Raw genomic sequence first — 24,172 nt, 5'->3', positions numbered from 1 at the left:
AAAACATGCACCGTTATCGCAGTCATCATTGTGCGGCTCTTCGTAAATGTGATGTAGGAACAAAAGTTCGTCTTTCGGGATGGGTTCATCGTGTTCGTGATCATGGAGGAATTCTTTTTGTGGACTTGCGTGATCATTTTGGAATCACACAAATTGTTGCGGACCCTGCGTCGCCCGCTTTTAAAATTATTGAAAAAGTGCGTGCTGAATGGGTTATTCGTGTGGATGGGGAGGTATGTGCTCGTTCTGATGAGGTTATTAATGCAACACTTCCAACAGGTGAGATTGAAATTTTTGCACAAGAGGTAGAAGTTCTTTCAAAATCTGAAGAGCTTCCTTTACCGGTTTTTGGTGAGCCTGATTATCCAGAAGATATCCGATTAAAATATCGTTTTCTTGATTTGCGTCGGGAGACTATGCACAAGAATATCATGCGTCGCACTGAAATTATTGCGGCTATGAGACGGGCTATGCAAAATAATGGTTTTACGGAATTTACAACACCGCTTTTGACAGCCTCTTCGCCGGAAGGTGCACGTGATTTTTTAGTTCCAAGTCGTGTTCATCAGGGAAAATTTTATGCCTTACCACAAGCACCACAGCAATATAAACAGTTGTTGATGATGTCTGGTTTTGATCGTTATTTTCAAATTGCACCATGTTTTAGAGATGAAGATCCGCGGGCCGACCGTCTTCCTGGTGAATTTTATCAATTAGATATTGAAATGAGTTTTGTTGAACAGGAAGATGTTTTAGCAACTATGGAACCCATTATGCGTTCTATTTTTGAAGAATTTGCAGATGGAAAAACTGTGACACAAAATTTTCCTCGCATTTCTTATGATGAGGCAATGCGGAAATATGGTTCTGATAAGCCTGATCTACGGAATCCAATCATTATGAAAGATGTGTCTCAGCATTTTTATAATTCTGGTTTCAAAGTTTTTGCTCAGATCTTAGCGAATGATGAGAATGCACAAGTATGGGCTATTCCGGCTAAAACGGGTGGAAGTCGTGCTTTTTGTGATCGTATGAATGTATGGGCACAAGGCGAGGGGCAACCGGGGCTTGGTTATATTTTCTGGCGCAAAGAAGAAGGAAAATTTGAAGGAGCAGGGCCTATCGCCAAAAATATTGGTGAGCAGCGCACTGAAGCGCTTCGTATACAACTTGGACTTGAAAGTGGTGATGCTTGTTTTTTTGTGGCTGGAGATCCAAAAAAATTCGCATCTTTTGCTGGAGCAGCCCGTACACGGGTAGGAGAAGAATTAGACCTTGTCGATAGAGAGCGTTTCTCTTTAGCGTGGATTGTTGATTTTCCATTTTTTGAATGGAATGAAGATGAGAAAAAGATTGATTTTGCACATAATCCTTTTTCCATGCCTCAAGGGGGAGAAAATGCTCTTGAGTGTCAAGATCCTCTTACGCTTAAGGCTTTTCAATATGATCTTGTTTGTAATGGTTATGAGATTGCATCCGGTGGAATTCGTAATCACTTACCAGAAATGATGCTTAAAGTTTTTGAACGCGTAGGGCTTTCTAAGGAAGTTGTGAAAGATCGTTTTGGTGGTCTTTATCGTGCATTCCATTATGGGGCTCCACCCCATGGGGGTATGGCTGCGGGAATTGACCGTATCATTATGCTGTTGCAAGGTGTTAAAAATTTACGTGAAGTTGCTTTATTTCCTATGAATCAACAGGCTCTTGATCTTTTGATGAGTGCTCCATCTGATGTTTCTTCTACACAATTACGGGATTTAGGAATCCGCATGGCTCCTTCTCACAAAAATAGTTCATAAAGTTGATTTATAGATTGTTGTCATCTTTCTCCGTAGCTTGAAGGTTTTGATGCCTTTCCAAGGGCATATGTGTTGTTTGTGGATTTAGAGAAGCAAAAAAATGCTATTGTGTTAATCCTTCAAGCGGCATTATTTCTAAAGAAATATCTCTCAATGCTCTCGAGCTTGTTTTAGGATACTCGCTCTGTGAAGGATATAATTTAAAAGCCTCATGAGTGGTATAAAGGGCATATTATACAGCACAATCTGTATTGAATAAAGGAGAAGCTGTCATTCTACTTTTTAGGGTTTAGTGTTGCTGACAATTTTTGTATGCAAATAGTCTCACTATTTTATTCCTTGCTTGGATAGTCGCTCTTCCCTTTATATAAGTAGGGAAATGGGAATGATTGATTTATCATAAACTAATAAGCTTTGAATATTTTTTAAGTTTTTCTACGAAAAACTGGATGGCGTTGTTATTACAATTTATATCTGTAATAAAAGATGATGTTTGAAAGGTGCTTTTATCATTCCCAAAAGGATGAAATAGCTCCTTGTGAGCCGTTAAATTATATCGTCGGATTTGAAGAAGTTTTCAATAAGGTTTTTGTTTAGAATAATTTGCATTCAAAATATATTTTCAAGGAAATTGTTATTGTCGGAAAGATTATAAAAATTTATTTCACATCGTTTTGAAAAGTTATGTCATGACTCCAGTTCGCAATTAATAATAGCATTGTTTTATAGATTTTTATTTATTTATAAAAATGTTTGTCGTTTTCCTTAACAATGAAAATATTTTCTATTTCTTTTGGTTTATTTTGTTTTTTACCTCTTAAAGAGGATATTGAAAGAATTTTTCGATAATATATTAAATGTTTTCATATATTGTTTAGGACAAGGGGGGAGAACATGTATAAATTTTTCAAATTGATATAATTTTCTGTTCATGTTCTAATTACAACGTTTATTTTTATGTCGTTGACTTTTAATAAAAAAGTTTACTCATAAAAATTTGCATTAAATAAATCCTACACAATAATTTTTTTATTATTGTGGGAATTTTTGTTTTAATATTATGTCTGATAAAATGAATTTACCTTTTGATAAAGAACATATTGAGCCAATAGAGTTACGTTCTGCTTTAGAGGAACGCTATTTGGCTTATGCACTTTCTACGATTACGCATCGTGCATTGCCTGATGTGCGTGATGGATTGAAACCTGTCCATCGGCGAATTGTTCATGCGATGCGTCTTCTCAAACTGAATCCTGGACAGTCTTATGCGAAATGTGCGCGGATTGTCGGTGATGTCATGGGAAAATTTCATCCTCATGGGGATGCATCTATTTATGATGCTTTGGTACGCTTGGCTCAAAGTTTTGCGGTTCGTTATCCGTTGGTTGATGGACAAGGAAATTTTGGTAATATTGATGGTGATAATGCTGCGGCTATGCGTTATACGGAAGCACGCATGACTGAAGTGGCTGCGTTGTTGCTTGAGGGAATTAATGAAAATGCTATTGATTTTCGTTTGACCTACAATGAAGAAGATGAAGAGCCTGTTGTTCTACCAGGTGCTTTCCCTAATCTTTTAGCCAATGGTTCTTCAGGTATTGCTGTTGGTATGGCAACATCTATTCCTCCTCACAATGTTGCTGAGCTCTGTGATGCGGCGCTGCATTTGATTGCACACCCTGATACGCGTGATGAGGATTTAAATCAATTTGTGTTGGGACCTGATTTTCCAACCGGTGGCATTTTGGTTGAGCCTAAAAAGAGTATTGAGGAATCTTATCGTATAGGGCGAGGTTTTTTTCGATTGCGCTCACGTTGGCATCAGGAAGCTGGTAGCCGTGGTTCTTATGTGATTGTTGTGACTGAAATTCCCTATCAAGTTCAAAAGTCACGTCTTATTGAAAAAACTGCGGAATTGTTGCTTGCGCGGCGCTTACCAATGCTTGAGGATATTCAAGATGAATCAGCAGAAGATATCCGCATTGTGCTTGTTCCTAAAAATCGGTCGGTTGATCCTGAACTTCTTATGGAATCCCTTTTTAAATTGACTGATTTTGAAGTAAGATTTCCTCTTAATCTTAATGTTCTATCTTTGGGAAAAATACCGAATGTTCTCTCGCTGCGAGAAAGTTTGCAGCAATGGCTTGAACATCGTCAAGAAGTGCTTATTCGACGCTCTCATTATCGACTTGATCAAATTGATGGCCGATTAGAAATTCTTCATGGGTATCTTATTGCCTATTTGAATCTCGATGAGGTCATACAGATTATTCGTGAAGAGGATGAACCGAAAAGGAAGTTGATTAATCGTTTTGAATTAACAGAAAATCAAGCTGAAGCTATTCTTAATATGCGCTTGCGTTCTTTACGGAAGCTTGAAGAATTTGAAATTCGTAAGGAGTTTGAAACTCTTAAAGCTGAAAAAGAAAAACTACAGAATTTGTTAGATTCTCCTATAAAACAATGGAAAATAATTTCAGAAGAAATTAAAAAAGTTCGCAACACTTTTGGTTCTGAAACGCTCTTAGGAAAAAGACGTACGACATTTGAAGAAGCGCCAAGACATGATCTTGACGACATTCAACAAGCGATGATTGAAAAAGAACCGGTTACTGTTGTTATTTCTGAAAAGGGGTGGATGCGTGCTTTGAAGGGACATTTAAACGATTACAAAGCGCTTTCTTTTAAAGAAGGAGACAGTTTAAAGTTAGCATTTCCGGCATTTACGACCGACAAGATTGTGCTAATAAGTACTGGTGGAAAGTTTTTCACACTTGGTGCAAATAGTTTGCCTGGAGGAAGGGGACATGGTGAACCCATTCGTCTTTTAGTTGATATGGATGATGAGCATGATGTTCTTACAGCTTTTGTGCATCATGTAGAAGAAAAATTGCTCTTGGTTTCATCTTACGGAAATGGCTTTATCGTTCCTGCTGCAGAAGTAATTGCCAACACACGAAAAGGAAAGCAAGTGATGAATGTGAAATCTCCTGATAAGGTAAAGCGTTGTGTTCCGGTTCATGGTGATCATGTTGCCGTGGTTGGTGAAAACCGCAAAATGCTTATTTTTTCTATTGAACAAATACCAGAAATGAATCGTGGTAAAGGGGTTCGTTTACAACGTTACAAAGAGGGGGGAATTGTTGATGCCAAGACTTTTAATTTATCAGAAGGCTTAAGTTGGCAAGATACAGCTGAACGAATCTTTAACCGTCAAGCTGATGATCTCATTGAATGGATGGGAACGCGTGCGGGTGTTGGGCGTCTGGTTCCAAAAGGATTTCCAAAATCAGGAAAATTTATCAATTAAATAATAGAGCGTTTTTATTTCAAGCCTATAAAAGCGTAAAGAAAAATGTTTATGTGTTTTTATTATACGTTAATATATTGATTTATAAGAATAATTAAACATCATTTCATCTTAAATGAGAGGCTATAATATCCATGGATTTTCTTATTTTAATCTTGTTTATGTTGAAACAATCAAAATGATCCGTTTGCACATCACGAGTGAGTTGATGTTATGGATGAAGGTTTATAAATAAAAGAATTAAAAATATTTTTTATGAGCTATTTTAAGTACCAAGAGCTGTTTTAACATTGGAAACAGAATAATATAATAGGTTTACATGCTTCATAAGTGTGAGGATGATAGAATGGTTTTTATACATTTTATTGTTTTACCATTATATATTTATGGGGACTGTCGTGAAATGATTTTATGTTTTGAGAAGTGTATTTTAAAAATGAATATTTAATTCAAGAGTGTCGTATTTGGAGGTATTTTGTTTTGTGTGAGAGGCATCTCTCTCTTCTTCAAGAGAGATGTTATTAATCTTCTCTTAAGCATGTTCATTCGTTAGGATTATGATGATATTGCCTAAAGAGATGACCACGTTCAGCCCATAAGACAAGCAGAATAGCGATGAGACTTAGAAAGAAAAATCCTGCTGAGTTTGGGATGGTTGTTTCATCAAATTGTTGGGCAATAAAAAAGCTCAGTCCTGCACCGATAGATGTTTGAAGAAAGCCCGATACAGAAGAGGCTGTACCAGCAATTTCGCCCAAAGATTCTAGAGCGAGTGTATTGAAATTGGCCATAATGCCCCCGCAGGTAAACATTAATATACAATATAGAGTCATATAAAAAGGAAAAGGGATAACGCCATCTGCTAAGATGGATCCAATAAACCAAATACATGAAGTGGCACAAAAGAGCAAAAGCATCGTATGGGCAATACGTCGCATTCCAAGACGTCCGACAAGTTGAGAATTCATAAATGATGAAAAAGCTTGAAATGCGGCACCGATGGCAAATGCTATCGGAAACCAAAAGCCTAAGTTATAAATTCCTTCATAGGTTTGTTGTGATGTATTAACAGCAATAAAAATGCAGCCTAAAATGATGGACGTTGCGAGTGTGTAGCAAAGAGTTGTACGATTTGTCACAACAATCCATAAGTTGTGTTTGACTGAAGAAAAGGAAAGAGGGCGTTGTTCATGAAGTGTTTCAGGCAAGCGGAATAGAATCCAAATCATTAGCCCGAAACCAATCATTGCCATGAAAATAAAAATAAATTGCCAATGTCCGAGCAGCAAAATGATTTGTTGTCCTGTTGCGGGACCAACCATGGGTGCAACAAGAAAAACCATCATAACAATAGACATAACCTCTGCCATTTTTCGACCACTGTAGAGATCACGTACAACAGAAACCGTAAGGATACGCATAGACGCGCCTCCAATACCTTGCAAAACACGTAAAATAAGCAGAAGAGAAAAATCCGTTACAAAGGCACAGCCAATCGCCGTAAATGAATAAAAAGCAAGCCCAATAAGTATAAGTTTGCGTCGCCCATAGCGATCGCTTATCGGACCGAAAAATATTTGAGCAATACCATAGCTAATAAGATAACTCGAAATGATATAATGTTGATCATTCTCGTTGAGAACATTTAAGCCTTCCAAAATATTAGGCATAGCTGGCAACATAATGTCTACAGCTATAGCATTAATAGCCATGAGCGAAGCAATAAGAATAACAAATTCTTTATAGCCAATTTTTTTCTTAATCGCATCACTATGCGTCTGTTCATCAACTGAATATGACATATGGCATCCTTGAAATAAAAATTTCGTCTGAAAACAGCTCTTTTTACGAGTCTGAATAAATGAAAGATACCTATGATCGATTACAAGGAATATTCTTTTCTTTTAGAAGTTCCTGTAACTCATTGTTTTGAAACATTTCTTTAACAATATCACAGCCTCCAATAAATTCACCTTTGACATAAAGCTGTGGAATTGTTGGCCAATTTGAGTATTCTTTGATCCCTTGACGCAATTCGTCAGAAGTCAGAATATTAATACCTTTATAATTCAATCCTAAATAATCAAGGATTTGAACAACTTGCCCTGAAAACCCACATTGTGGAGCCTCAGGTGTTCCTTTCATGAATAAAATGACGTCGTTTGTTTTAATCTCGTTGTCAATAAAATCATGAACAGTGGTCATTTTTATCCCTCGATATTTCAGATTTTTATAAGTATGCAATTATATTCGTATTATTTTTTAATCTTATTGAATGGATGAATGCAAGAAGAAATTTTAGATTATTTTGGGGTATTTGTTTGCAACATTAAGGCATGAAGGTCATTTCCCATATTGCCTTTAAGGGCATCATAAACCATTTTATGTTGCTGAACACGGGTTTTACCACGAAAACTTTCAGAAATAACTTCTGCAGCATAATGCTCCCCATCTCCAGCAAGATCACGAATTGTTACAGTAGCATCGGGAATACCTTCACGAATAAGCGTTTCAATTGCATGGGCACTCATTGCCATCACTATTCTCCTATATTGTTCATTTTTTTGTAAGAGCTGTTTCACGAGAAAGATAAATTTTTACTCTTCACCCATAAATTGTGGAAACCAGTTCTCATAGGCCTGTGTAAGACTTTCTACTGAAAGTGTTAATATCCCATCTATATTAAGAGAATCTCCCTCAACATGACCCATTTCTGTTAAAGAAATGGCATGGGTTTTTGCATGCTTTTTAAGATTATTGAGAGCATCAGGTTTGACGGCTAAAAGATAACGTCCTTGGTCTTCTCCAAAAAGTTCTGCATGGTGGGGAGATTTATTACTTAATTTTATTTTGATTCCTTTACCTGCTTTAATGACCATTTCTGCAAGTGCAATCGCTAGTCCGCCATCAGAAATGTCATGAGCGGCATGAACAAAACCGTTATGAATGACATCTCGAATAAATTGACCATGCTTTTTTTCAAGTTGCAAATCTACAGGGGGAGGGGCGCCTGCATCAATATTTAAAATGTCACGTGCATAAATTGATTGTCCTAAATGAGAACCGCAATCTCCCACTAAAATAATATGATCTCCATTTTGCATACCACTTATTGTTACCATTTTAGACCAATCACTCAGAAGTCCTACACCAGCAATTGTGGGGGTAGGAAGAATAGCTTCTCCATTTGTTTCGTTGTAAAGAGAAACATTGCCTGAAACGATAGGAAAGTCGAGGATTCTGCAAGCTTCTCCTATACCTTTAATCGCAAAAACCAGTTGCCCCATAATTTCAGGTTTTTCAGGGTTGCCAAAATTGAGATTATCTGTCGCAGCCAGTGGTGTTGCACCTGTCGTGCTAATATTTCGCCAGCATTCTGCGACAGCTTGCTTTCCTCCCTCATAAGGGTCTGCTTCACAATAGCGCGGTGTTACATCAGAAGAAAAAGCAAGAGCTCGTTTACTCTTATTGCTTATGCGGATAACGCCAGCATCACCTCCTGGACAAATGAGGCTATTTCCTTGGATAAGAGTATCATATTGTTCATAAACCCAGCGCCGTGAACTTTGATCCGCCGAATTCAATAAGGTCATAAGTGCAGCACCAAGATTCTCAACTTTTTTGAAGTCTTCTGCTTTCAGAAGTGCTTTTTTTGCAGGTTCACTCCAAGGACGGTCATAAACAGGTGCTTCATCACCAAGTTCTTTAATGGGAAGATTGACAACTTCTTCTCCTTGATGAAATACACGGAAACGTAGATCATCGGTTGTTTTTCCAATAATGGAAAAATGGAGCCCCCACTTATGAAAAATTGCTGCTGCTTGCTTTTCTAGCTCTGGTTTTAGGACCATGAGCATACGCTCTTGGCTTTCAGAAAGCATCATTTCATAGGCTGTCATGTTTTCTTCACGAACGGGAACTGTATCGAGATTAAGCTGTATTCCTAGATTTCCTTTTGCACCCATTTCAACGGCAGAAGAGGTGAGACCTGCTGCCCCCATATCTTGGATAGCAACTACAGCTCCAAGTTCCATGAGCTCTAAACATGCTTCAAGAAGACATTTTTCTGTAAAAGGGTCACCTACTTGAACAGTTGGGCGTTTTTCACTGATTGAATCATCAAATTCAGCAGAAGCCATTGTTGCTCCACCGACACCATCTCGCCCTGTTTTTGCACCAAGATAAACAACAGGGAGTCCGATACCTTGTGCTTTAGAATAAAAAAGGGCGTCTGTCTTTGCAATACCGGCGACAAAAGCATTAACGAGGATATTGCCATTATAACGCTTATCAAAATTGATTTCTCCACCAACCGTTGGAACACCAAAAGAATTGCTGTACCCCCCTATTCCAGAAACAACGCCAGCAACAAGATGGCGTGTTCGGGGGTGATCCGGAGCACCAAAACGCAATGCATTCATCGCCGCAACAGGACGGGCGCCCATCGTAAAGACATCACGCAAAATACCACCAACCCCTGTTGCCGCCCCTTGATAAGGTTCAATATAAGAAGGGTGGTTATGACTTTCCATTTTGAAAACAACACATTGTCCTTCACCAATATCGACAACACCAGCATTTTCACCAGGCCCTTGAATGACACATTTTCCTTCTGTCGGAAGAGTCTTGAGCCATTTTTTAGAGGATTTATAGGAACAATGTTCGTTCCACATTGCAGAAAAAATTCCCAGTTCAGTAAATGTCGGTTCTCTCCCGATTAAAGTTAGGATACGTTGATATTCATCCTCTTTTAGGCCGTGTTGGGCAATGAGCTCTGGTGTAATCGTGATGTTATTGCAAGGATTCATGGGTATTTATCCGTCAAATTAATCGAAATTTAGCATTTTAATTCTTTTAATCTAGCAGCTTAGATTATGGAAAACTACGTGATTTAATAATAAAAATATTCATAGATCGTAAGCTGAAGATTTTGTTCGTTTGGTTGGGTGGACTTCAAGACCAAAAACAATCTTAAATAATTAAGTGTTTAGAAAATAATATCCATTGTTATTTGTAAAGAACTTCATTCATAAATTTACCACATGAAAAATGATATAGACCTTTTTTTTTTACAATTATAGAGGACAAGGATTTTTGTGGCATCATCCATTGGCTAATTCTAAAGCACTTTGAAAAAGTAAACGACCGTCAATCCCTCCATGAGCCGGTTCAATAAGGTTTTCAGGATGGGGCATCATACCAAGAATATTACCAGCTTTATTAACAATACCAGCAATATCTTTTATTGAGCCGTTAGGGTTTGTATTTTCTGCGTAGCGAAAAACAATTTGTTCATAGTCTTCCATCTGCTTTAATGTTTCATTGTCAACAAAGTAATTCCCATCGTGATGAGCAACAGGACAACGAATAATTTGTCCTTTAGAATAATATCGAGAAAATTTTGTCTTGGCATTAACGACTTCAAGTTTGACTTCACGACAAACAAATTTTAAGGAAGCATTACGCATTAAAGTTCCAGGGAGCAATCCAGCTTCCAACAAAATTTGAAATCCATTACAAACGCCTATTATAGTAATACCTTTTTGTGCTTTTTCACGAATAGCTTTTAAGACGGGGGTTCGCGCTCCAATAGCACCACACCTTAAGTAGTCGCCATAAGAAAAACCACCAGGAATAATAATAACATCTACATCTGGAATTGTTGTCTCTGTTTGCCAAATTTTGAGTGGCTCAACTCCTGTTATATGATGCAATGCTACAACCATATCTCGGTCGCGATTTAATCCAGGAAGTTGAATGATGGCAGTTTTCATGAGTATTCCACTTAAAGAAGTTCGATAGTATAATTTTCAATGACAGTATTTGCGAGTAACTCTTCACACATCTGCTCAAGTTTTTTCTTGGCGGTTTCAGAAGGTTGATCATCAAGAACAATATCAAAAACTTTTCCTTGACGAATGGAGTGAATACCTTCGAAAGCTAAACTTTTTAAAGCACCGACAATAGCTTCTCCTTGTGGATCAAGGACGCTTTCTCTTAAAGTAACTGTAATGCGTGCTTTCATTTTTGGCTTCCTGTTGTTAAAAGAACCTCTCCTTTGAAGAGGTGTATTTATAGAAGATGGTAATTATTTTACCTTATTTTACCTTGACGAAGTTTTTTACTTTACCAAGACAGGACCACTTGGCCGAGCCGGTTCATTTTCATTCATAATACCAAGGCGTTTGGCAACCTCTTGATAGGCATTAATAAGCCCCCCCATATCACGACGAAAACGATCTTTATCCATTTTTTCTCGTGTTTGCATATCCCATAATCGTGCAGAATCAGGTGAAATTTCATCAGCAAGAACAATGCGCATTGTTTCATCTTCCCACAGGCGACCAAATTCCATTTTAAAATCAATTAATTGGATGTTGACACCGGCAAAAAGCCCAGAAAGAAAATCATTAATACGAATTGAAAGCTGCATGATATCTTCTATCTCTTGAGGGACAGCCCATCCAAAAGCAGTGATATGTTCTTCTGTCACCATGGGATCATCAAGAGAATCATTTTTATAATAGAACTCAATGATGGATTGCGGGAGTGGGGTTCCTTCTTCTAGTCCTAAACGCTTAGCAAGAGAGCCTGCTGCAACATTGCGAACAACAACTTCCAATGGAATGATTTCCACCACTTTAATAAGCTGTTCGCGCATATTTATGCGTTTGATAAAATGTGTTGGGATACCCAAACGCCCAAGATGGCTAAAAATGTGTTCCGAAATTCGGTTGTTTAAGACCCCTTTTCCGTCGATAATTTCATGTTTTTTTGCATTAAAGGCTGTGGCATCATCTTTAAAAAATTGAATATAGGTTCCTGGTTCAGGTCCTTCATATAAAATTTTGGCCTTGCCTTCATAAATACGGTGGCGACGATTCATTACGATTCTCTATTGATCTTGAGAGGTTTTTAATAACATTGGTAAATGATACTATCCTAATTGATAGAAATTCTCAATGATATTGCTATGATACTTTTATAATTTTTGTCATAATACATCGACCCAAAGGTGGAGATGAGAGAGGCGATGAGAAAAGAATCACCTCTTTGAGATCAAATTTTTGCAAGAAAGTGAGAGAGGACCATAAGCCCTTCAGGCCAAGGTCCGTGCCCAGATTCTGCGTTAATATGGCCAGAATACCCAGCATCAACAAGGAGTGACCCCCAGTCATTGGCAATTTTTTCTGCGACTGAAAATTGACAAAATTCATCATTACGGCTGGCTATGACAATAGAAGGGAAAGGCAACTTTTGACGATGATAGGGACCAAACGTCATTAAATGTTTGGGACGTATTTTCTCATTGGAGACATCGGGAGGCGCAACAAAGAAAGCGCCACAAACTTTTTCCGCATTTTGTACAGTTGCATGAAGTGCGGTAGGAACGCCTAATGAATGAGCAATAATCATAACAGGCCTTTGAGCTTGTGCGATGGCGGTTTTAACTTCATTAACCCACTCTTCGCAAACAGGTTTTGACCAATGGGCTTGTTCTATGCGGTGGGCTGTCGACAGTTTTTTTTCCCAACGTGTTTGCCAATGATCAGGACCAGATCCTTTGTAGCCAGGAACAATAAGAATATCAAGTTGATTTGCTTTCATGAATTGTTTTCTTTGTTACAATAGGTTTTTGATCATAGATGGAATAGATTTGGGCTTTCTATGTTGATTGTTGTTCAAAAACACGTTTAAAAATCGTATTGATATGTTTGGTGTGGTAAGAAAGATCAAATTTTTCTCGAATCTCTGCTTCGCTTAAAGCTTTGCTAACATCTTTGTCGTTGAGCAGTTCTTCTAAAAAATCTTTTCCTTGTTCCCAAACTTTCATCGCATTTCGTTGTACAATCCGATACGAATCTTCACGACTAATTCCTGCTTGTGTGAGTGCTAAAAGTACCCGTTGTGAATGAACAAGACCTCGGAATTTATTGAGATTTTTTTGCATGTTTTCCGGATAGACAATGAGATTTTCAATGACAGATGTGAGGCGAGAAAGAGCAAAATCAAGTGTAATCGTTGCATCAGGGCCGATATAACGCTCGACAGATGAGTGAGAAATATCACGTTCATGCCAAAGTGCTACATTTTCCATGGCAGGGAGTGCAAATGCACGGACCATACGGGCTAACCCTGTTAAATTTTCTGTTAAAACTGGATTGCGTTTATGAGGCATTGCCGATGAACCTTTTTGCCCTGGTGAGAAGTATTCCTCTGCTTCGAGAACTTCTGTTCGCTGTAAATGGCGTATTTCTATCGCTAACCTTTCAATAGAGGATGCAATAACACCAAGCGTTGCAAAAAACATAGCATGACGATCTCGTGGTATAACTTGGGTGGAAACGGGTTCAGCACGCATCCTCAAGGCTTTTGCGACATGTTCTTCAACGCGTGGATCGATATTGGCAAAAGTTCCTACCGCTCCTGAAATCGCGCAAGTAGAAATTTCTTCACGTGCAGCAAGAAGACGTTTGCGACAACGAGAAAATTCGGCGTATGCGAGAGCGAATTTGACTCCGAATGTTGTTGGTTCAGCATGAATGCCGTGACTCCGCCCAATCGTGATGGTTTCTTTATGTTCAAAAGCACGTTTTTTTAAGGCTTCAAGAAGTTGGTCTATATCTTTGAGCAAAATATCACTCGCACGCATCAATTGAATGCTCAGCGTTGTATCGAGAACATCAGATGATGTCATGCCTTGGTGGATAAAACGTGCTTCGGGTCCAATGAATTCAGCAAGATGGGTTAGAAATGCAATAACATCATGTTTGGTAATGGCTTCAATTTCATCAATACGATTGACATCAAATTCAGCGGCTGCCCCTTTTTCCCAAATGACTTTGGCGGCTTCTTTTGGAATAATCCCCAGTTGAGCAAGGGCATCACAGGCATGGGCTTCAATTTCAAACCAAATACGATATTTCGTTTTGGGAGACCAAATTGTTACCATTTCAGGGCGGGAATAACGTGTGATCATCATTTTTTTCCTTGTTGTGCGAGGATTGCGGCTTGACGCAATGCATTCATGCGTGTTTTGTAAAGCTCTTTGTTTCCATTTTTATAAATTGCAGAGCCTGCGACAAATACATTTGCACCAGCTTTTGCAGTTATTCCAATTGTATCAACGGTGATTCCACCATCAACTTCAAGATCAATAGGGCGGTTTGCGATCATGCTTTTAACGCGCTTAATTTTATCTTTTATTTCTGGAATAAAATTTTGTCCACCAAAACCGGGATTGACCGTCATAATGAGGATGAGATCTAATTGATCAAGCAAATATTCAAGGACATGTTCAGGGGTGCTTGGATTGAGTGCAATTCCTGCTTTTTTACCCATTGCTTTGATTGTTTGGAGTGAACGGTGAAGATGGGGACTTGCTTCAGCATGAATGGTTATAATATCTGCGCCAGCTTTTGCAAAAGCTTCCAAATAAGGATCAACAGGTTTGATCATCAGGTGGACATCAAATGTTGCTTTGGTTAATGGGCGCAGAGCTTTGACGATTTCATGGCCAAAGGTGATGTTAGGAACAAAGTGTCCATCCATGATATCAAGATGAAGCCAATCTGCACCAGCATCAACGACATCTAATATTTCTTGTCCAAGTTTAGAAAAATCAGAAGCCAAGAGTGAAGGTGAAATGAGATGAGAATGGGGCATAAAAATCTCCTTGATTGGCTGTTTTTATCATGTCGCTGTGTATATACAAATATCTTTTGTGTTATGACGATACAGAAAAATACGTATTATAGATCTTTTTATAGAGAGATCGCTTGAAATTTTAAAGTTTGATAAGTGAAAGATATGTCGAATCATAAAACATGTTTGATGCCTGAACTTCAAGGTAATATTACCGTTTCTTCGCAAGAATATCGAGATGCTATGAGCCATTTTGCAGGCGCTGTGCATATTGTGACAACAGATGGCATTAAGGGAAAGCGCGGGGTGACAGTTTCGGCGTGTTGTTCTTTATCTGATGATCCTCCAACGCTTCTTGTTTGTCTCATGCGCCATAATCTGAAGAATCATGTGTTTATGGAAAATGGAATTTTTTGTGTTAATAGCTTGGCAGGAAAACACCGTCCATTAGCGGACGTCTTTTCAAGGCGTTGCAATGTTCCCCAAAATGAGCGTTTTGATGTTGCACAATGGGGAGTTTTGCAGACGGGGGCTCCTAGTCTTTCTGATGCTTTAGCATCTTTTGATTGTCGTTTGATTTGTTGGCACGAGCATGCAACCCATTGTGTATTGATTGGAGAAGTTGTTGCAATCAACTGTAGTCAAGAAAAAGATGCTTTGATGTATTTGAATCGTGGATATCACACTTTACCTTTATAAAGATTTTTATTTTTGGGTATTGGTGAAATGATTTATTGGTACTCCATTTAAATTTTAGTACACTGAAGAAGGAGGAGGGAGATGGCTCTAAACTTTGAATTTTCTTCTTTTTGAGGTTTCTCAATAAATGAGAAAAATGCTTTTGGGATGATTTTTGATCAAGAGTCCAACTTGAGATCAAAAAAGCGATCAAGATCAAACAGCGCATTTAAACATATTTGTAGATTGTTGTGAAAAAACATTTTACTCTTGTGTTGATGGGTATTGCACAATATATAGACCCCACAGAGCAGATGTGGAGGTTTTTTATTGCATGAGCGAAGAGATTGATGATCAATATCGCCCTAGTGAAGATGAGCCTTTTATGAATGAACGGCAAAAGGCGTATTTTCGTGCTAAATTGGTTTCTTGGAAGAGTGATATCCTAAAAGAAGCGCGTGAGACTTTGGAAAATTTGCAGGAAGAGAATGTTGGTCAACCTGATTTGACCGATAGGGCGTCTTGTGAAACTGATCGTACAATCGAATTACGTGCTCGTGATCGTCAAAGGAAACTTATTTCAAAAATAGATGCTGCCTTGGAGCGAATTGATAATGGGACATATGGTTTTTGTGAAGAAACTGGTGAGCCTATTAGTATAAAGCGTCTTGAGGCGCGGCCGATTGCCGTTTTGTCGTTGGAAGCACAAGAACGTCACGAACGACGTGAAAAAGTTTATCGTGATGATTAAAGTCATTAGAACGATAAATAAACGAAGTTCGTAGTGATAAAATCACATATTTTATTTTGGAGGGGTGGGAATAAACAAAGATGGTTCTTGTCTTCCTTCAATTTCGGCCGTGATTGCTGAATCTTTTACCGCTTGATTTGTAAAAGAAGAGGAGATTTTATCTGGTGTATCGTTTCTTTCTGTAAGGCGGGGAGTGGGATGGGGGTGTATTTCGCTCTTTTGTGTTCTGGATGTGCTGGTAATATCGGATTCTACAACCATATCTGTTAATCCGCCAATAAGGAGCAAATGTTCTTTATTATCACAACGGACTAAAACAAGGCGGCGTGTTCGATCTATAGAAATTGCTTCACATAGTGCTAATCGTGATAGACTTTTTTTTCTATTAGTATTGAATCTTCCCTTATTGAAGCGGTATAAAAACAAGATAATTATAGTAATAGCTGCGATTGTTATTATAAAAAACAAAAAACTTATCGTTATGTTTGCAGCAGATACACCTATTTGGTCTGATAACCAGATATACATAGTTTTTCTCCCATTTTGGTATGGAAACTATCATCTTTTAGTGAAATAAATTTATAAACATACCCTTAAAAGATTCGCTTAAAGACAAGAAATAAACCTTTTAACATTAAGTGAGCTTTCTTAGAAAGATGATATCATAGTATATATTTTATAACAATGAATATAAAAAGAAGTTTCTTGGTATAAGAAACAGCTAAATCTAAGGCAGAGAGAGATGAATAAAGGTTTTGAGAATAATGAAAGATCAGCGTCTTCGTCTTCTGTTCGTCGGAGAGTTGTGATTTTAGGTGTTGTTTTTATCTTAGTTTTCCTTTTCATTGTGGGCGTTTTAGATTTTTTTTCTCCACAAAGTTATTTGCAAAAGGTGGTAGTGGCATCTTTTTTGATTTTAGCGATTATCGGTGTTGCAACACTCGTTTTAAGTGGAATGGGAATTTTAAGATACCACCCATGGTGGTTGCATGAGGATTTTGATTTTAGCATCTTTAATGGGAGCGATGATGCAATTGTAATCTCTGATCTTTCTGGTTTTGTTTATTATTCTAATCAAAACTATCAAAAAATTCTGACCTATAAGCCTGAATGGTCTTGTTATAGGGTTATTGCTGATCTTCCAGGAGCTGGTGCACTTTCCTATCGCTTAAAAGTTGCAGCCTGTAATAATCTTTCAGCGCAAGAAGAGTTAAGAGTAGAGCAACCAATTTTTATCGATTCTACACAAAAAAAATCTGTTTGGTATAATATCTCTGTTCAACCTATTACAAAACGGAAAAAAAAGCTTTTATTTTGGCGTATTAGCGATATATCGCATTTACAACAAACCCGAGAAGTTTTTTTCTCTAACCTTCAAGAGGCGATCAATCATTTGGATCAAGCGCCTGTTGGTTTTTTATCCGTGAATGCACAAGGGACTCTTCTTTATGCTAATGCAGTTTTTGCCGAATGGTTCTCACTTGATTTAGCAAATTTTTCGATCGGTCAATATCATTTTGATCCATTATTTGAGAGTGTTGGTGCTAAGAGCTCATGGAGTGATATTTGCTTGCAAACCAACAGATATCAAAACTCAGGTTACTCTTTCCCTTATAGGTTTTCGTTATGTTTAAATTCACAGACCACGTGTGAGAAAATATTTCACTGTTTTATCTCTGCTTCTTCTCTCTTAGAGGAGGAAGCCGTTTATCGTATTGTGATCATTCCACAACAAATACAAAAAGAAGAGAATAATCAATTAAAATTACCTCGTATATTAGAAGAATATTTTGATGCGAGTCCTTTTGCAATAGCCGTGGTGGATCAGAAAGGGCAGTTGGTTCATATGAATAACGCTTTTTCATCACTCACCGAATGTATGGATAAAACGATCAATTTTTATGATATTATTTCTCGTCGTGATTGTGTGCCGTTAGAGCGTGCCTTTCAGAAAATTGCGACCAATAAAAATTATTTTGTTTCTCTGGAAACTGTTTTAGAAAAGAATGAAGAACGCCATTTACGTCTTCATGTTATGTCTGTACCACCCTATCATGGTGGTACACTACAAGATTTGCTTATTATCTCTGTCATTGAAACAACAGAACAAAAAACACTTGAAGATAAAATGATGCAAAGTCAGAAGATGCAAGCTGTTGGGCAATTGGCAGGCGGCATTGCTCATGATTTTAATAATGTTTTAACAGCAATTTTAATGTCTTGTGATCTTCTTTTAAATACGCATCGTAGCTCTGATCCTGCTCATGCTGATCTGATCAATATTAAAAATAATGCTAATCGTGCAGCTGCTCTTGTACAGCAATTACTCGCTTTTTCTAGAAAGCAAACACTTCGACCTGAAGAGGTTGATTTTACAGAATTTTTATCCGATATTCGTAATCTTGTTTTACCACTGTTGGGGAATAATATTCAGTTAAAAATTATCCATGGAAGAGATTTGTGGAGCGTTGAAGTTGATCAGGCATCTTTTCAACGTGTGATTATGAATTTGGTTATTAATGCGCGTGATGCTATGTTCGATGGAGGTATTGTTACGATTGCGACAAACAATATTACAAAGCAACAAAGTGTTGAATTTAATCATCTGGGGTTAGCAATTGGTGAATATGTGCAATTGACTATTTCAGATACAGGGATCGGGATATCTGCTGCTATACAAGAAAAAATGTTTGAGCCATTTTTTACAACCAAAGAAGTTGGAAAAGGAACAGGCCTTGGTTTATCAATGGTTTATGGAATTATTAAGCAGAGTGGTGGGTATATTTATTGTGAAAGTAAAGAGGGAGAAGGGGCAACATTTCATATTTTCCTGCCCCGTTATATCCCCGATATAAAAGAAGAAATTTCTCAAAAGATTGAAAAAGATGAAGAGAAAGATAAAAATATAGACCTAACAGGATCTGCGACTGTTTTATTGGTTGAAGATGAGGATGCGGTCAGAATGGGGGGGGTAAGAGCTCTTCAAATGAGAGGATATACGGTTTTAGAGGCCGCAAGTGGGGTGGAAGCCCTTTCTGTTCTTGAAGAAAAAAAAGGGGCTGTTGATATTATTGTTTCCGATGTGGTGATGCCAGAAATGGATGGGCCTACTTTATTGAAGGAAGTCCGTAAAAACTATCCTGATATCAAATTTCTTTTCGTCTCTGGATATGCAAAAGATGCTTTTGCTAAGAATCTTCCACAAGATGCTGTTTTTGGTTTTTTATCTAAACCTTTTACACTCAAACAGTTAGCTCAAACAGTTAAAGAAACACTTTCGTCATAACGCAAAAATTAATGCAATAGAAAAATTGCGTATTTTAAGATTTTTTAGGGGGAAATACGAGAGCATTTTGATCAATAGAGCTCGTAGGAATGTCCAGAAACTAAATAAACAAGAACAATTTGGAAATTTAAATAAAATTCAAAAAAATTGCACATTCTATGCAAAAATTTATGAAGAAATGGATTTTACTCTGTCAACGTTAGAGGTTTTTAATGATAGGTGCTGAAGATAAACTGTATGTAAAACATTGAAAAATACTATAAACTTCTGATATCCTTAAAAGGATAAGAGCTGTTGTTGCGTATCGACACTTTTGCTCTTTCCTTTAATAAATGCTTTTAAGGCTTCGGGGTAGAGTTTATGCTCTGCTTTAAGAACTCTTTGTGCTAAGCACTCCGTGCTATCATCAGAATAGACTGGAACGGCTGCTTGGGCAAGAATTTTTCCAGCATCCATATCTTCTGTAACAAGATGAACAGTACAACCTGAGATTTTTACGCCTGCTTGTAAAGCTCTTTCATGCGTGTTTAAACCTTTAAATGAAGGTAAAAGAGAAGGGTGAATGTTTAAAATTCGTCCTTCATAAAGTTTTACAAAACGTGATGAGATAAGGCGCATATACCCCGCAAAGCAAAGAAAATCCGGTTTATATTGATCTAAAATTGTAAAAATATCTTCTTCATGCTCTTCTTTCGTTTTGTAGATTTTGCGATCAACAATATGAACAGGTAAGTTATGATTTTGTGCTTTTTCAATACCGTTTGCACATGGATTATCGCAAATAACTGCGACGATTTCAGCAGGATATCCCTTTTGTTTGCTTGCTTGAGCAAGGGCGACCATATTGGACCCATTACCAGAAATGAAAACGACGATTTGTTTTTTCATAAATGGAGTTCCCCTTTATAAAGTATCCCTTTATTTTGATCTTGGCGTTTTGTTAAAATGCCAAGGGGAGTCACAGTCTCTCCATTTTTTTCAAGAGCTTGCGTAACTGTTTTAGCTGCATACTGCCCCACGATAATGATCATACCAATACCACAATTGAATGTTCGTAACATTTCCGTTTCTTCTATTTTACCTTGTTTGGCAATCCATGAAAAGACGGAGGGAACATTGATGGTCGAAAGATTAACTTCAGCACAGAGAGAAGAGGGAATGACACGTGGAATATTTTCGGGAAAACCTCCACCCGTAATATGTGCAAGAGCTTTAATTCCTTCATATTTTCGCATGATAGGAAGAAGCGATTTCACATAAATGCGTGTTGGTGTCAGGAGCGCTGTACCAAGGCTATTTTGGGGAGCAAAAGGGGCAGGGTCATTCCATTTTAGATGATTTTGCTCAATGATTCGTCGAACAAGCGAAAAGCCGTTAGAATGAATTCCAGAGGCGCTTAGACCTAAGATAATATCGCCTTCTTTCAGGTCTTTTGAAGGAAGCAGCATGCTGCGTTCACATGCGCCTACAGCAAAACCTGCTAGATCATAATCTCCTTCTGCGTACATTCCTGGCATTTCTGCAGTTTCTCCCCCAATAAGAGCAGCACCAGCTTGTTTACAGCCTTCTGCAATACCAGAAACGATTGCGGCACCTTGTTCAGGGTCAAGTTTTCCAGTTGCAAAATAATCCAGAAAAAAGAGAGGTTCCGCCCCTTGTACAAGTAAATCGTTGACACACATCGCTACCAGATCAATACCTACCGTGTTATGGTGACCTACTTCAATGGCAATTTTTAGTTTTGTTCCCACACCATCATTAGCTGCGACTAAGATAGGATCTGTAAAGCCCGCTGCTTTTAAATCAAAAAGTCCTCCAAAACCGCCAATTTCTGCATCTGCTCCGGCTCGTTTTGTCGCGCGTATAAAGGGTTTAATTTTTTCTACCATAGCATTACCCATATCGATGTTTACACCGGATTTTGCGTAGGTAAGACCAACTTTGGATTTATTATTTGTAAGATTTTGATTGCTCATTGGAGCCTTCCTTTAATGGAAAATCAGGTTTTGACGTTATGCAATGCCATGATAGAGTTTTCTCTGCAAGATATATTGATAAGAAAATGAGTAACTTTACTTGTACCTTATTTTGAAGATGTTTATAATTTTTGTGAAGAATTTTTTTTAGGATATTTTATGAGCAAGATATCAGATAATCAGGGACAATCTTCTTGGCAACTAATGAAAAAGAAAGTGAGTGAGAATACATCCCGTGACCGTTATAAGACTTATACGCCAGCATATACACAATTACCGTTGCCGAATAATATGAAAAGACAAATCTTTTTTTGGCTGGGGACGCTGATTTTTTTTATTCTTTTTATGTTTGTTTTTGGATCAATTTTGCTTCCTTTTGTGGCAGGAATTGTGTTGGCTTATTTTCTTAATCCCATTGTTCAACTCCTTGAAAAGTTTGGTATTCGTCGTGTTTTTGGTACTGTCCTTATTACCTTATTTATTGTTATTATCTTTGTTGCTGCTTTAGTTATTCTGATTCCTATTATTAGTTCGCAAATACAGCAATTTGTGAGTGATGGCTTACCTGTTTATATTAATCGTATTCAAACTTTTTTCGTTGAGCATGATTTTGATTGGATAAGGGACTATTTTGGAAGTGATCCAAATGAATTACGGAGTAATATTAAAGGGCTTTTGGGAGAAGGTTCTGATTTTATTACATCTCTTTTGAATTCACTTTTGAAATCAGGAAAGTCTATCGTTAATATCGTTAGCCTATTTGTTGTGGCGCCTGTGGTGACATTTTATATGTTATTAGATTGGCCACGTATGGTGAGAGCAATTGATTCGTTAATACCGCGTGATCATCTTGAAACTGTTCGTAGTATTTTTCATGAAATGGATAGAGCTATAGCAGGCTTTGTTCGTGGACAAGGGACCGTTTGTCTTATATTGGGAGGCTATTATGCTATTGGTTTAACGATTGCAGGACTCAATTTTGGTCTTTTGGTTGGTATGTTTATTGGCCTTATTAGCTTTATTCCTTATATTGGAACAATGAGTGGCTTGGTCCTTTCTGTTGGTATTGCATGGGTCCAGTTTTATCCCAATAATTGGGGGGGAATCATCATTGTGATGGCTCTTTTTTTAATTGGTCAATTTATTGAGGGGTATATTCTTCAACCAAAACTTGTTGGTTCATCAGTGGGATTACATCCCGTGTGGTTAATGTTTTCGCTTTTTGCTTTTTCTTCACTCTTTGGTTTTACTGGTATGCTTGTTGCTGTTCCTGCTGCGGCGGCTGTGGGCGTTTTAGTTCGTTTTGCCCTTCATACTTATCTTAGTTCTCAGATGTATTCGCGAAGTGGAAATTCGGAGCCGCTAAAATGAATGGGCGAGAAACGCAATTATCTTTAAATTTCCCTTATGAGCCAGTTTTTCAATTTGATGATTTAGTTGTGACGGATAGCAATCGTATGGCTTTTCAGCTTATTGATCACTGGCCCAATTGGAGCTTACCTATTGCAGTTTTGGTTGGAAAAGAAGGATCTGGAAAAACGCACTTTTCGAGTATATGGCTCCAAAAAGCTAATGCATTCAGGATACAGCGCAATAAAATTGATCAAGCTGTTGCTATGGCTTCTTTAGGTAGACCATTTCTGATAGAAGATATTGATGCAGAGGAAATTAATGAGACAGAACTTTTTCATTTAATTAACAGTGTTAAGCAAGCAAATGTTGATGCACGACAAGCCACTTTGTTGATGACAGCACGAACACTCCCTTCCACTTGGAATTTAGAGTTAAATGATCTAAAAAGTCGTCTTAATTCGGTGATGTTCGTTGAAATTAATCAGCCTGATGATGCATTGTTAACAGCTGTTGCCTTTAAGCTTTTTTCCGATAGGCAGCTTATTGTGCATCCAGATACAGTTTATTATCTTATCAGCCGTTGTGAACGTTCTTTATTTTCATTGAAGCATGTTATTGATTCTGTTGATCAGTTGGCGTTACAAAGAAAAAGAAAAATAACGCGTGCTGTTATTGCCGAAGTTTTGAATAGAAAAAAAACGTAAACACTCCTTATCATGGCTTTCCATCTTCTTCCCTTTTATTGTTTTTTTAATATGAGGAAAGACAAGTCATTTAAATTTTCTGCTTTTTTGATATCTATTAAGAATGAAAAAAATTATTTTTTAATTTTTTATGCGTTTCGTTTAAATGGCTTTGAGATGTTATTGGATGAGTATTCTTTTTATCATTTGTACAAGCTATATATCTTTGTATTTGAACATATTTCTAAAAAGAGCTCTTCACTTTATTTATAATAAAATTTTCATGGTTTGAAGAAATGTTTGTCGTTTATGGACTTGGATTATAGGAGAAACGAGAGTTTTTTCGCCCTTGGGAGAATGGAAAAAGAGGAGAAAGAAGCTTAATACAGCTGGATTTTATATGAGTACAGTAGAGATATTATATTCCTTTTGGGAAAGTTCTTCTAGCATATAAGTCGTTTTTTCTAAAACTCTACCTGTAAAATGCGTTCTGATACAGTGGGAGTTTACTTAAAGCAGGATAAGATTATGAAATCCTTATAAAGAGATTCATTATTTTTTATATCGATTAGATTTTTGTACGAATATTTTTGCTATTTTCGTCAATAAATATGTTATTGAGTAGGAAAAAAATTTAAAAACATTCTTTTTTGTAAAGAAATGCAACAAAATTGAAAAAAAGTGTGTTTTT

20 protein-coding genes are annotated in these 24,172 nt (G+C 37.4%); 7 read left to right on the top strand and 13 right to left on the bottom strand.

The annotated features are described in order from the left end of the window. Positions 1-5: 5 nt before the first annotated feature. Both aspS and parC read left to right on the top strand, forming a co-directional pair. Positions 6-1,799, top strand: a complete 1,794-nt coding sequence (gene aspS / locus PVV57_RS03330) for an aspartate--tRNA ligase (RefSeq protein ID WP_273783468.1) — start codon at positions 6-8, stop codon at positions 1,797-1,799. A 1,060-nt stretch (positions 1,800-2,859) separates the two neighbouring features. Beyond that, complete coding sequence (gene parC / locus PVV57_RS03325; protein ID WP_273717997.1) at positions 2,860-5,109, top strand: DNA topoisomerase IV subunit A; 2,250 nt, start codon at positions 2,860-2,862, stop codon at positions 5,107-5,109. Positions 5,110-5,651: 542 nt separating this feature from the next. Here the strand turns inward: parC and PVV57_RS03320 are convergent. From PVV57_RS03320 to rpe, 10 genes are all read right to left on the bottom strand, one after another. Further along, complete coding sequence (locus tag PVV57_RS03320) at positions 5,652-6,911, bottom strand: multidrug effflux MFS transporter (RefSeq protein ID WP_273718000.1); 1,260 nt, start codon at positions 6,909-6,911, stop codon at positions 5,652-5,654. 70 nt (positions 6,912-6,981) lie between these two features. Further along, a complete protein-coding gene (gene grxD / locus PVV57_RS03315) occupies positions 6,982-7,314 on the bottom strand; it encodes a Grx4 family monothiol glutaredoxin (protein ID WP_273718002.1) in 333 nt (110 codons plus the stop codon). A gap of 98 nt (positions 7,315-7,412) precedes the next feature. Further along, the gene (locus PVV57_RS03310; protein ID WP_273718004.1) at positions 7,413-7,646 is read right to left on the bottom strand and encodes a BolA family transcriptional regulator; all 234 of its coding nucleotides are present in this window, start codon (positions 7,644-7,646) and stop codon (positions 7,413-7,415) included. Between the two features lie 60 nt (positions 7,647-7,706). Further along, positions 7,707-9,917 (bottom strand): phosphoribosylformylglycinamidine synthase subunit PurL, encoded by a 2,211-nt coding sequence (gene purL, locus PVV57_RS03305; RefSeq protein ID WP_273718006.1) that lies wholly within the window; start codon positions 9,915-9,917, stop codon positions 7,707-7,709. 294 nt (positions 9,918-10,211) lie between these two features. Continuing rightward, positions 10,212-10,883, bottom strand: coding sequence for a phosphoribosylformylglycinamidine synthase subunit PurQ (gene purQ / locus PVV57_RS03300; protein WP_273718009.1), 672 nt, complete (start codon positions 10,881-10,883; stop codon positions 10,212-10,214). A gap of 11 nt (positions 10,884-10,894) precedes the next feature. Further along, positions 10,895-11,134: a phosphoribosylformylglycinamidine synthase subunit PurS gene (gene purS / locus PVV57_RS03295; RefSeq protein ID WP_012231894.1), complete on the bottom strand. Its 240-nt coding sequence runs from the start codon at positions 11,132-11,134 to the stop codon at positions 10,895-10,897. A 96-nt stretch (positions 11,135-11,230) separates the two neighbouring features. Next, the gene (gene purC, locus PVV57_RS03290; RefSeq protein ID WP_273783466.1) at positions 11,231-11,995 is read right to left on the bottom strand and encodes a phosphoribosylaminoimidazolesuccinocarboxamide synthase; all 765 of its coding nucleotides are present in this window, start codon (positions 11,993-11,995) and stop codon (positions 11,231-11,233) included. A 173-nt stretch (positions 11,996-12,168) separates the two neighbouring features. Further along, positions 12,169-12,717 (bottom strand): alpha/beta hydrolase, encoded by a 549-nt coding sequence (locus PVV57_RS03285; protein WP_273718015.1) that lies wholly within the window; start codon positions 12,715-12,717, stop codon positions 12,169-12,171. Positions 12,718-12,775: 58 nt separating this feature from the next. Continuing rightward, positions 12,776-14,089 carry an adenylosuccinate lyase gene (gene purB / locus PVV57_RS03280; RefSeq protein ID WP_273718109.1) on the bottom strand — a complete coding sequence of 438 codons (1,314 nt, stop codon included), beginning with the start codon at positions 14,087-14,089 and terminating at the stop codon, positions 12,776-12,778. Beyond that, positions 14,089-14,775, bottom strand: a complete 687-nt coding sequence (gene rpe, locus PVV57_RS03275; RefSeq protein ID WP_273783464.1) for a ribulose-phosphate 3-epimerase — start codon at positions 14,773-14,775, stop codon at positions 14,089-14,091. Before rpe ends, purB begins: the two co-directional genes overlap by 1 nt. A gap of 144 nt (positions 14,776-14,919) precedes the next feature. Between rpe and PVV57_RS03270 the strand changes: the two genes are divergently transcribed. Both PVV57_RS03270 and dksA read left to right on the top strand, forming a co-directional pair. Then, positions 14,920-15,453 carry a flavin reductase gene (locus tag PVV57_RS03270; RefSeq protein ID WP_273783462.1) on the top strand — a complete coding sequence of 178 codons (534 nt, stop codon included), beginning with the start codon at positions 14,920-14,922 and terminating at the stop codon, positions 15,451-15,453. A 313-nt stretch (positions 15,454-15,766) separates the two neighbouring features. Then, positions 15,767-16,183, top strand: coding sequence for an RNA polymerase-binding protein DksA (gene dksA / locus PVV57_RS03265; RefSeq protein ID WP_273783460.1), 417 nt, complete (start codon positions 15,767-15,769; stop codon positions 16,181-16,183). 51 nt (positions 16,184-16,234) lie between these two features. On the opposite strand, the gene PVV57_RS03260 is transcribed toward dksA, so the two are convergent. Beyond that, entirely contained in the window at positions 16,235-16,711 is a 477-nt protein-coding gene (locus tag PVV57_RS03260) for a flagellar biosynthetic protein FliO (protein ID WP_273783458.1), read from the bottom strand. A 214-nt stretch (positions 16,712-16,925) separates the two neighbouring features. On the opposite strand from PVV57_RS03260, the gene PVV57_RS03255 reads away from it, so the two are divergent. After that, positions 16,926-19,469, top strand: coding sequence for a response regulator (locus PVV57_RS03255; protein ID WP_273783456.1), 2,544 nt, complete (start codon positions 16,926-16,928; stop codon positions 19,467-19,469). Positions 19,470-19,745: 276 nt separating this feature from the next. Here PVV57_RS03255 and purN read toward each other — a convergent pair whose 3' ends face one another. Next, a complete protein-coding gene (purN, locus tag PVV57_RS03250) occupies positions 19,746-20,357 on the bottom strand; it encodes a phosphoribosylglycinamide formyltransferase (RefSeq protein ID WP_273783453.1) in 612 nt (203 codons plus the stop codon). Further along, the gene (gene purM, locus PVV57_RS03245) at positions 20,354-21,445 is read right to left on the bottom strand and encodes a phosphoribosylformylglycinamidine cyclo-ligase (RefSeq protein WP_273783451.1); all 1,092 of its coding nucleotides are present in this window, start codon (positions 21,443-21,445) and stop codon (positions 20,354-20,356) included. Before purM ends, purN begins: the two co-directional genes overlap by 4 nt. A 159-nt stretch (positions 21,446-21,604) precedes the next feature. Here purM and PVV57_RS03240 point away from each other — a divergent pair, with 159 nt between their 5' ends. Both PVV57_RS03240 and hdaA read left to right on the top strand, forming a co-directional pair. Further along, entirely contained in the window at positions 21,605-22,816 is a 1,212-nt protein-coding gene (locus PVV57_RS03240; protein WP_273783449.1) for an AI-2E family transporter, read from the top strand. Next, on the top strand, positions 22,813-23,502 hold the full coding sequence (gene hdaA / locus PVV57_RS03235) for a DnaA regulatory inactivator HdaA (protein ID WP_273783448.1): 690 nt from the start codon (positions 22,813-22,815) through the stop codon (positions 23,500-23,502). The genes PVV57_RS03240 and hdaA overlap by 4 nt, the downstream gene beginning before the upstream one ends. Positions 23,503-24,172 lie beyond the last annotated feature (670 nt).

This window comes from Bartonella sp. AU15XJBT (assembly GCF_028618615.1).
In the GTDB taxonomy this organism is placed as follows: Bacteria; Pseudomonadota; Alphaproteobacteria; order Rhizobiales; family Rhizobiaceae; genus Bartonella.
Note: the sequence above shows the minus strand (reverse complement) of the source record. Positions and strands in the feature narration are given on the sequence as shown.

Bases quoted from the DNA above. Each gene is read 5' to 3' on its own strand.
- PVV57_RS03260 (WP_273783458.1), bottom strand. From the start codon at position 16,711: ATGTATATCTGGTTATCAGACCAAATAGGTGTATCTGCTGCAAACATA.
- purL (WP_273718006.1), bottom strand. From the start codon at position 9,917: ATGAATCCTTGCAATAACATCACGATTACACCAGAGCTCATTGCCCAA.
- purN (WP_273783453.1), bottom strand. From the start codon at position 20,357: ATGAAAAAACAAATCGTCGTTTTCATTTCTGGTAATGGGTCCAATATG.
- parC (WP_273717997.1), top strand. From the start codon at position 2,860: ATGTCTGATAAAATGAATTTACCTTTTGATAAAGAACATATTGAGCCA.
- dksA (WP_273783460.1), top strand. From the start codon at position 15,767: ATGAGCGAAGAGATTGATGATCAATATCGCCCTAGTGAAGATGAGCCT.
- PVV57_RS03270 (WP_273783462.1), top strand. From the start codon at position 14,920: ATGTCGAATCATAAAACATGTTTGATGCCTGAACTTCAAGGTAATATT.
- grxD (WP_273718002.1), bottom strand. From the start codon at position 7,314: ATGACCACTGTTCATGATTTTATTGACAACGAGATTAAAACAAACGAC.
- PVV57_RS03255 (WP_273783456.1), top strand. From the start codon at position 16,926: ATGAATAAAGGTTTTGAGAATAATGAAAGATCAGCGTCTTCGTCTTCT.
- PVV57_RS03240 (WP_273783449.1), top strand. From the start codon at position 21,605: ATGAGCAAGATATCAGATAATCAGGGACAATCTTCTTGGCAACTAATG.
- PVV57_RS03285 (WP_273718015.1), bottom strand. From the start codon at position 12,717: ATGAAAGCAAATCAACTTGATATTCTTATTGTTCCTGGCTACAAAGGA.
- PVV57_RS03310 (WP_273718004.1), bottom strand. From the start codon at position 7,646: ATGGCAATGAGTGCCCATGCAATTGAAACGCTTATTCGTGAAGGTATT.
- rpe (WP_273783464.1), bottom strand. From the start codon at position 14,775: ATGCCCCATTCTCATCTCATTTCACCTTCACTCTTGGCTTCTGATTTT.
- PVV57_RS03320 (WP_273718000.1), bottom strand. From the start codon at position 6,911: ATGTCATATTCAGTTGATGAACAGACGCATAGTGATGCGATTAAGAAA.
- purM (WP_273783451.1), bottom strand. From the start codon at position 21,445: ATGAGCAATCAAAATCTTACAAATAATAAATCCAAAGTTGGTCTTACC.
- purB (WP_273718109.1), bottom strand. From the start codon at position 14,089: ATGATCACACGTTATTCCCGCCCTGAAATGGTAACAATTTGGTCTCCC.
- aspS (WP_273783468.1), top strand. From the start codon at position 6: ATGCACCGTTATCGCAGTCATCATTGTGCGGCTCTTCGTAAATGTGAT.
- purC (WP_273783466.1), bottom strand. From the start codon at position 11,995: ATGAATCGTCGCCACCGTATTTATGAAGGCAAGGCCAAAATTTTATAT.
- purS (WP_012231894.1), bottom strand. From the start codon at position 11,134: ATGAAAGCACGCATTACAGTTACTTTAAGAGAAAGCGTCCTTGATCCA.
- purQ (WP_273718009.1), bottom strand. From the start codon at position 10,883: ATGAAAACTGCCATCATTCAACTTCCTGGATTAAATCGCGACCGAGAT.
- hdaA (WP_273783448.1), top strand. From the start codon at position 22,813: ATGAATGGGCGAGAAACGCAATTATCTTTAAATTTCCCTTATGAGCCA.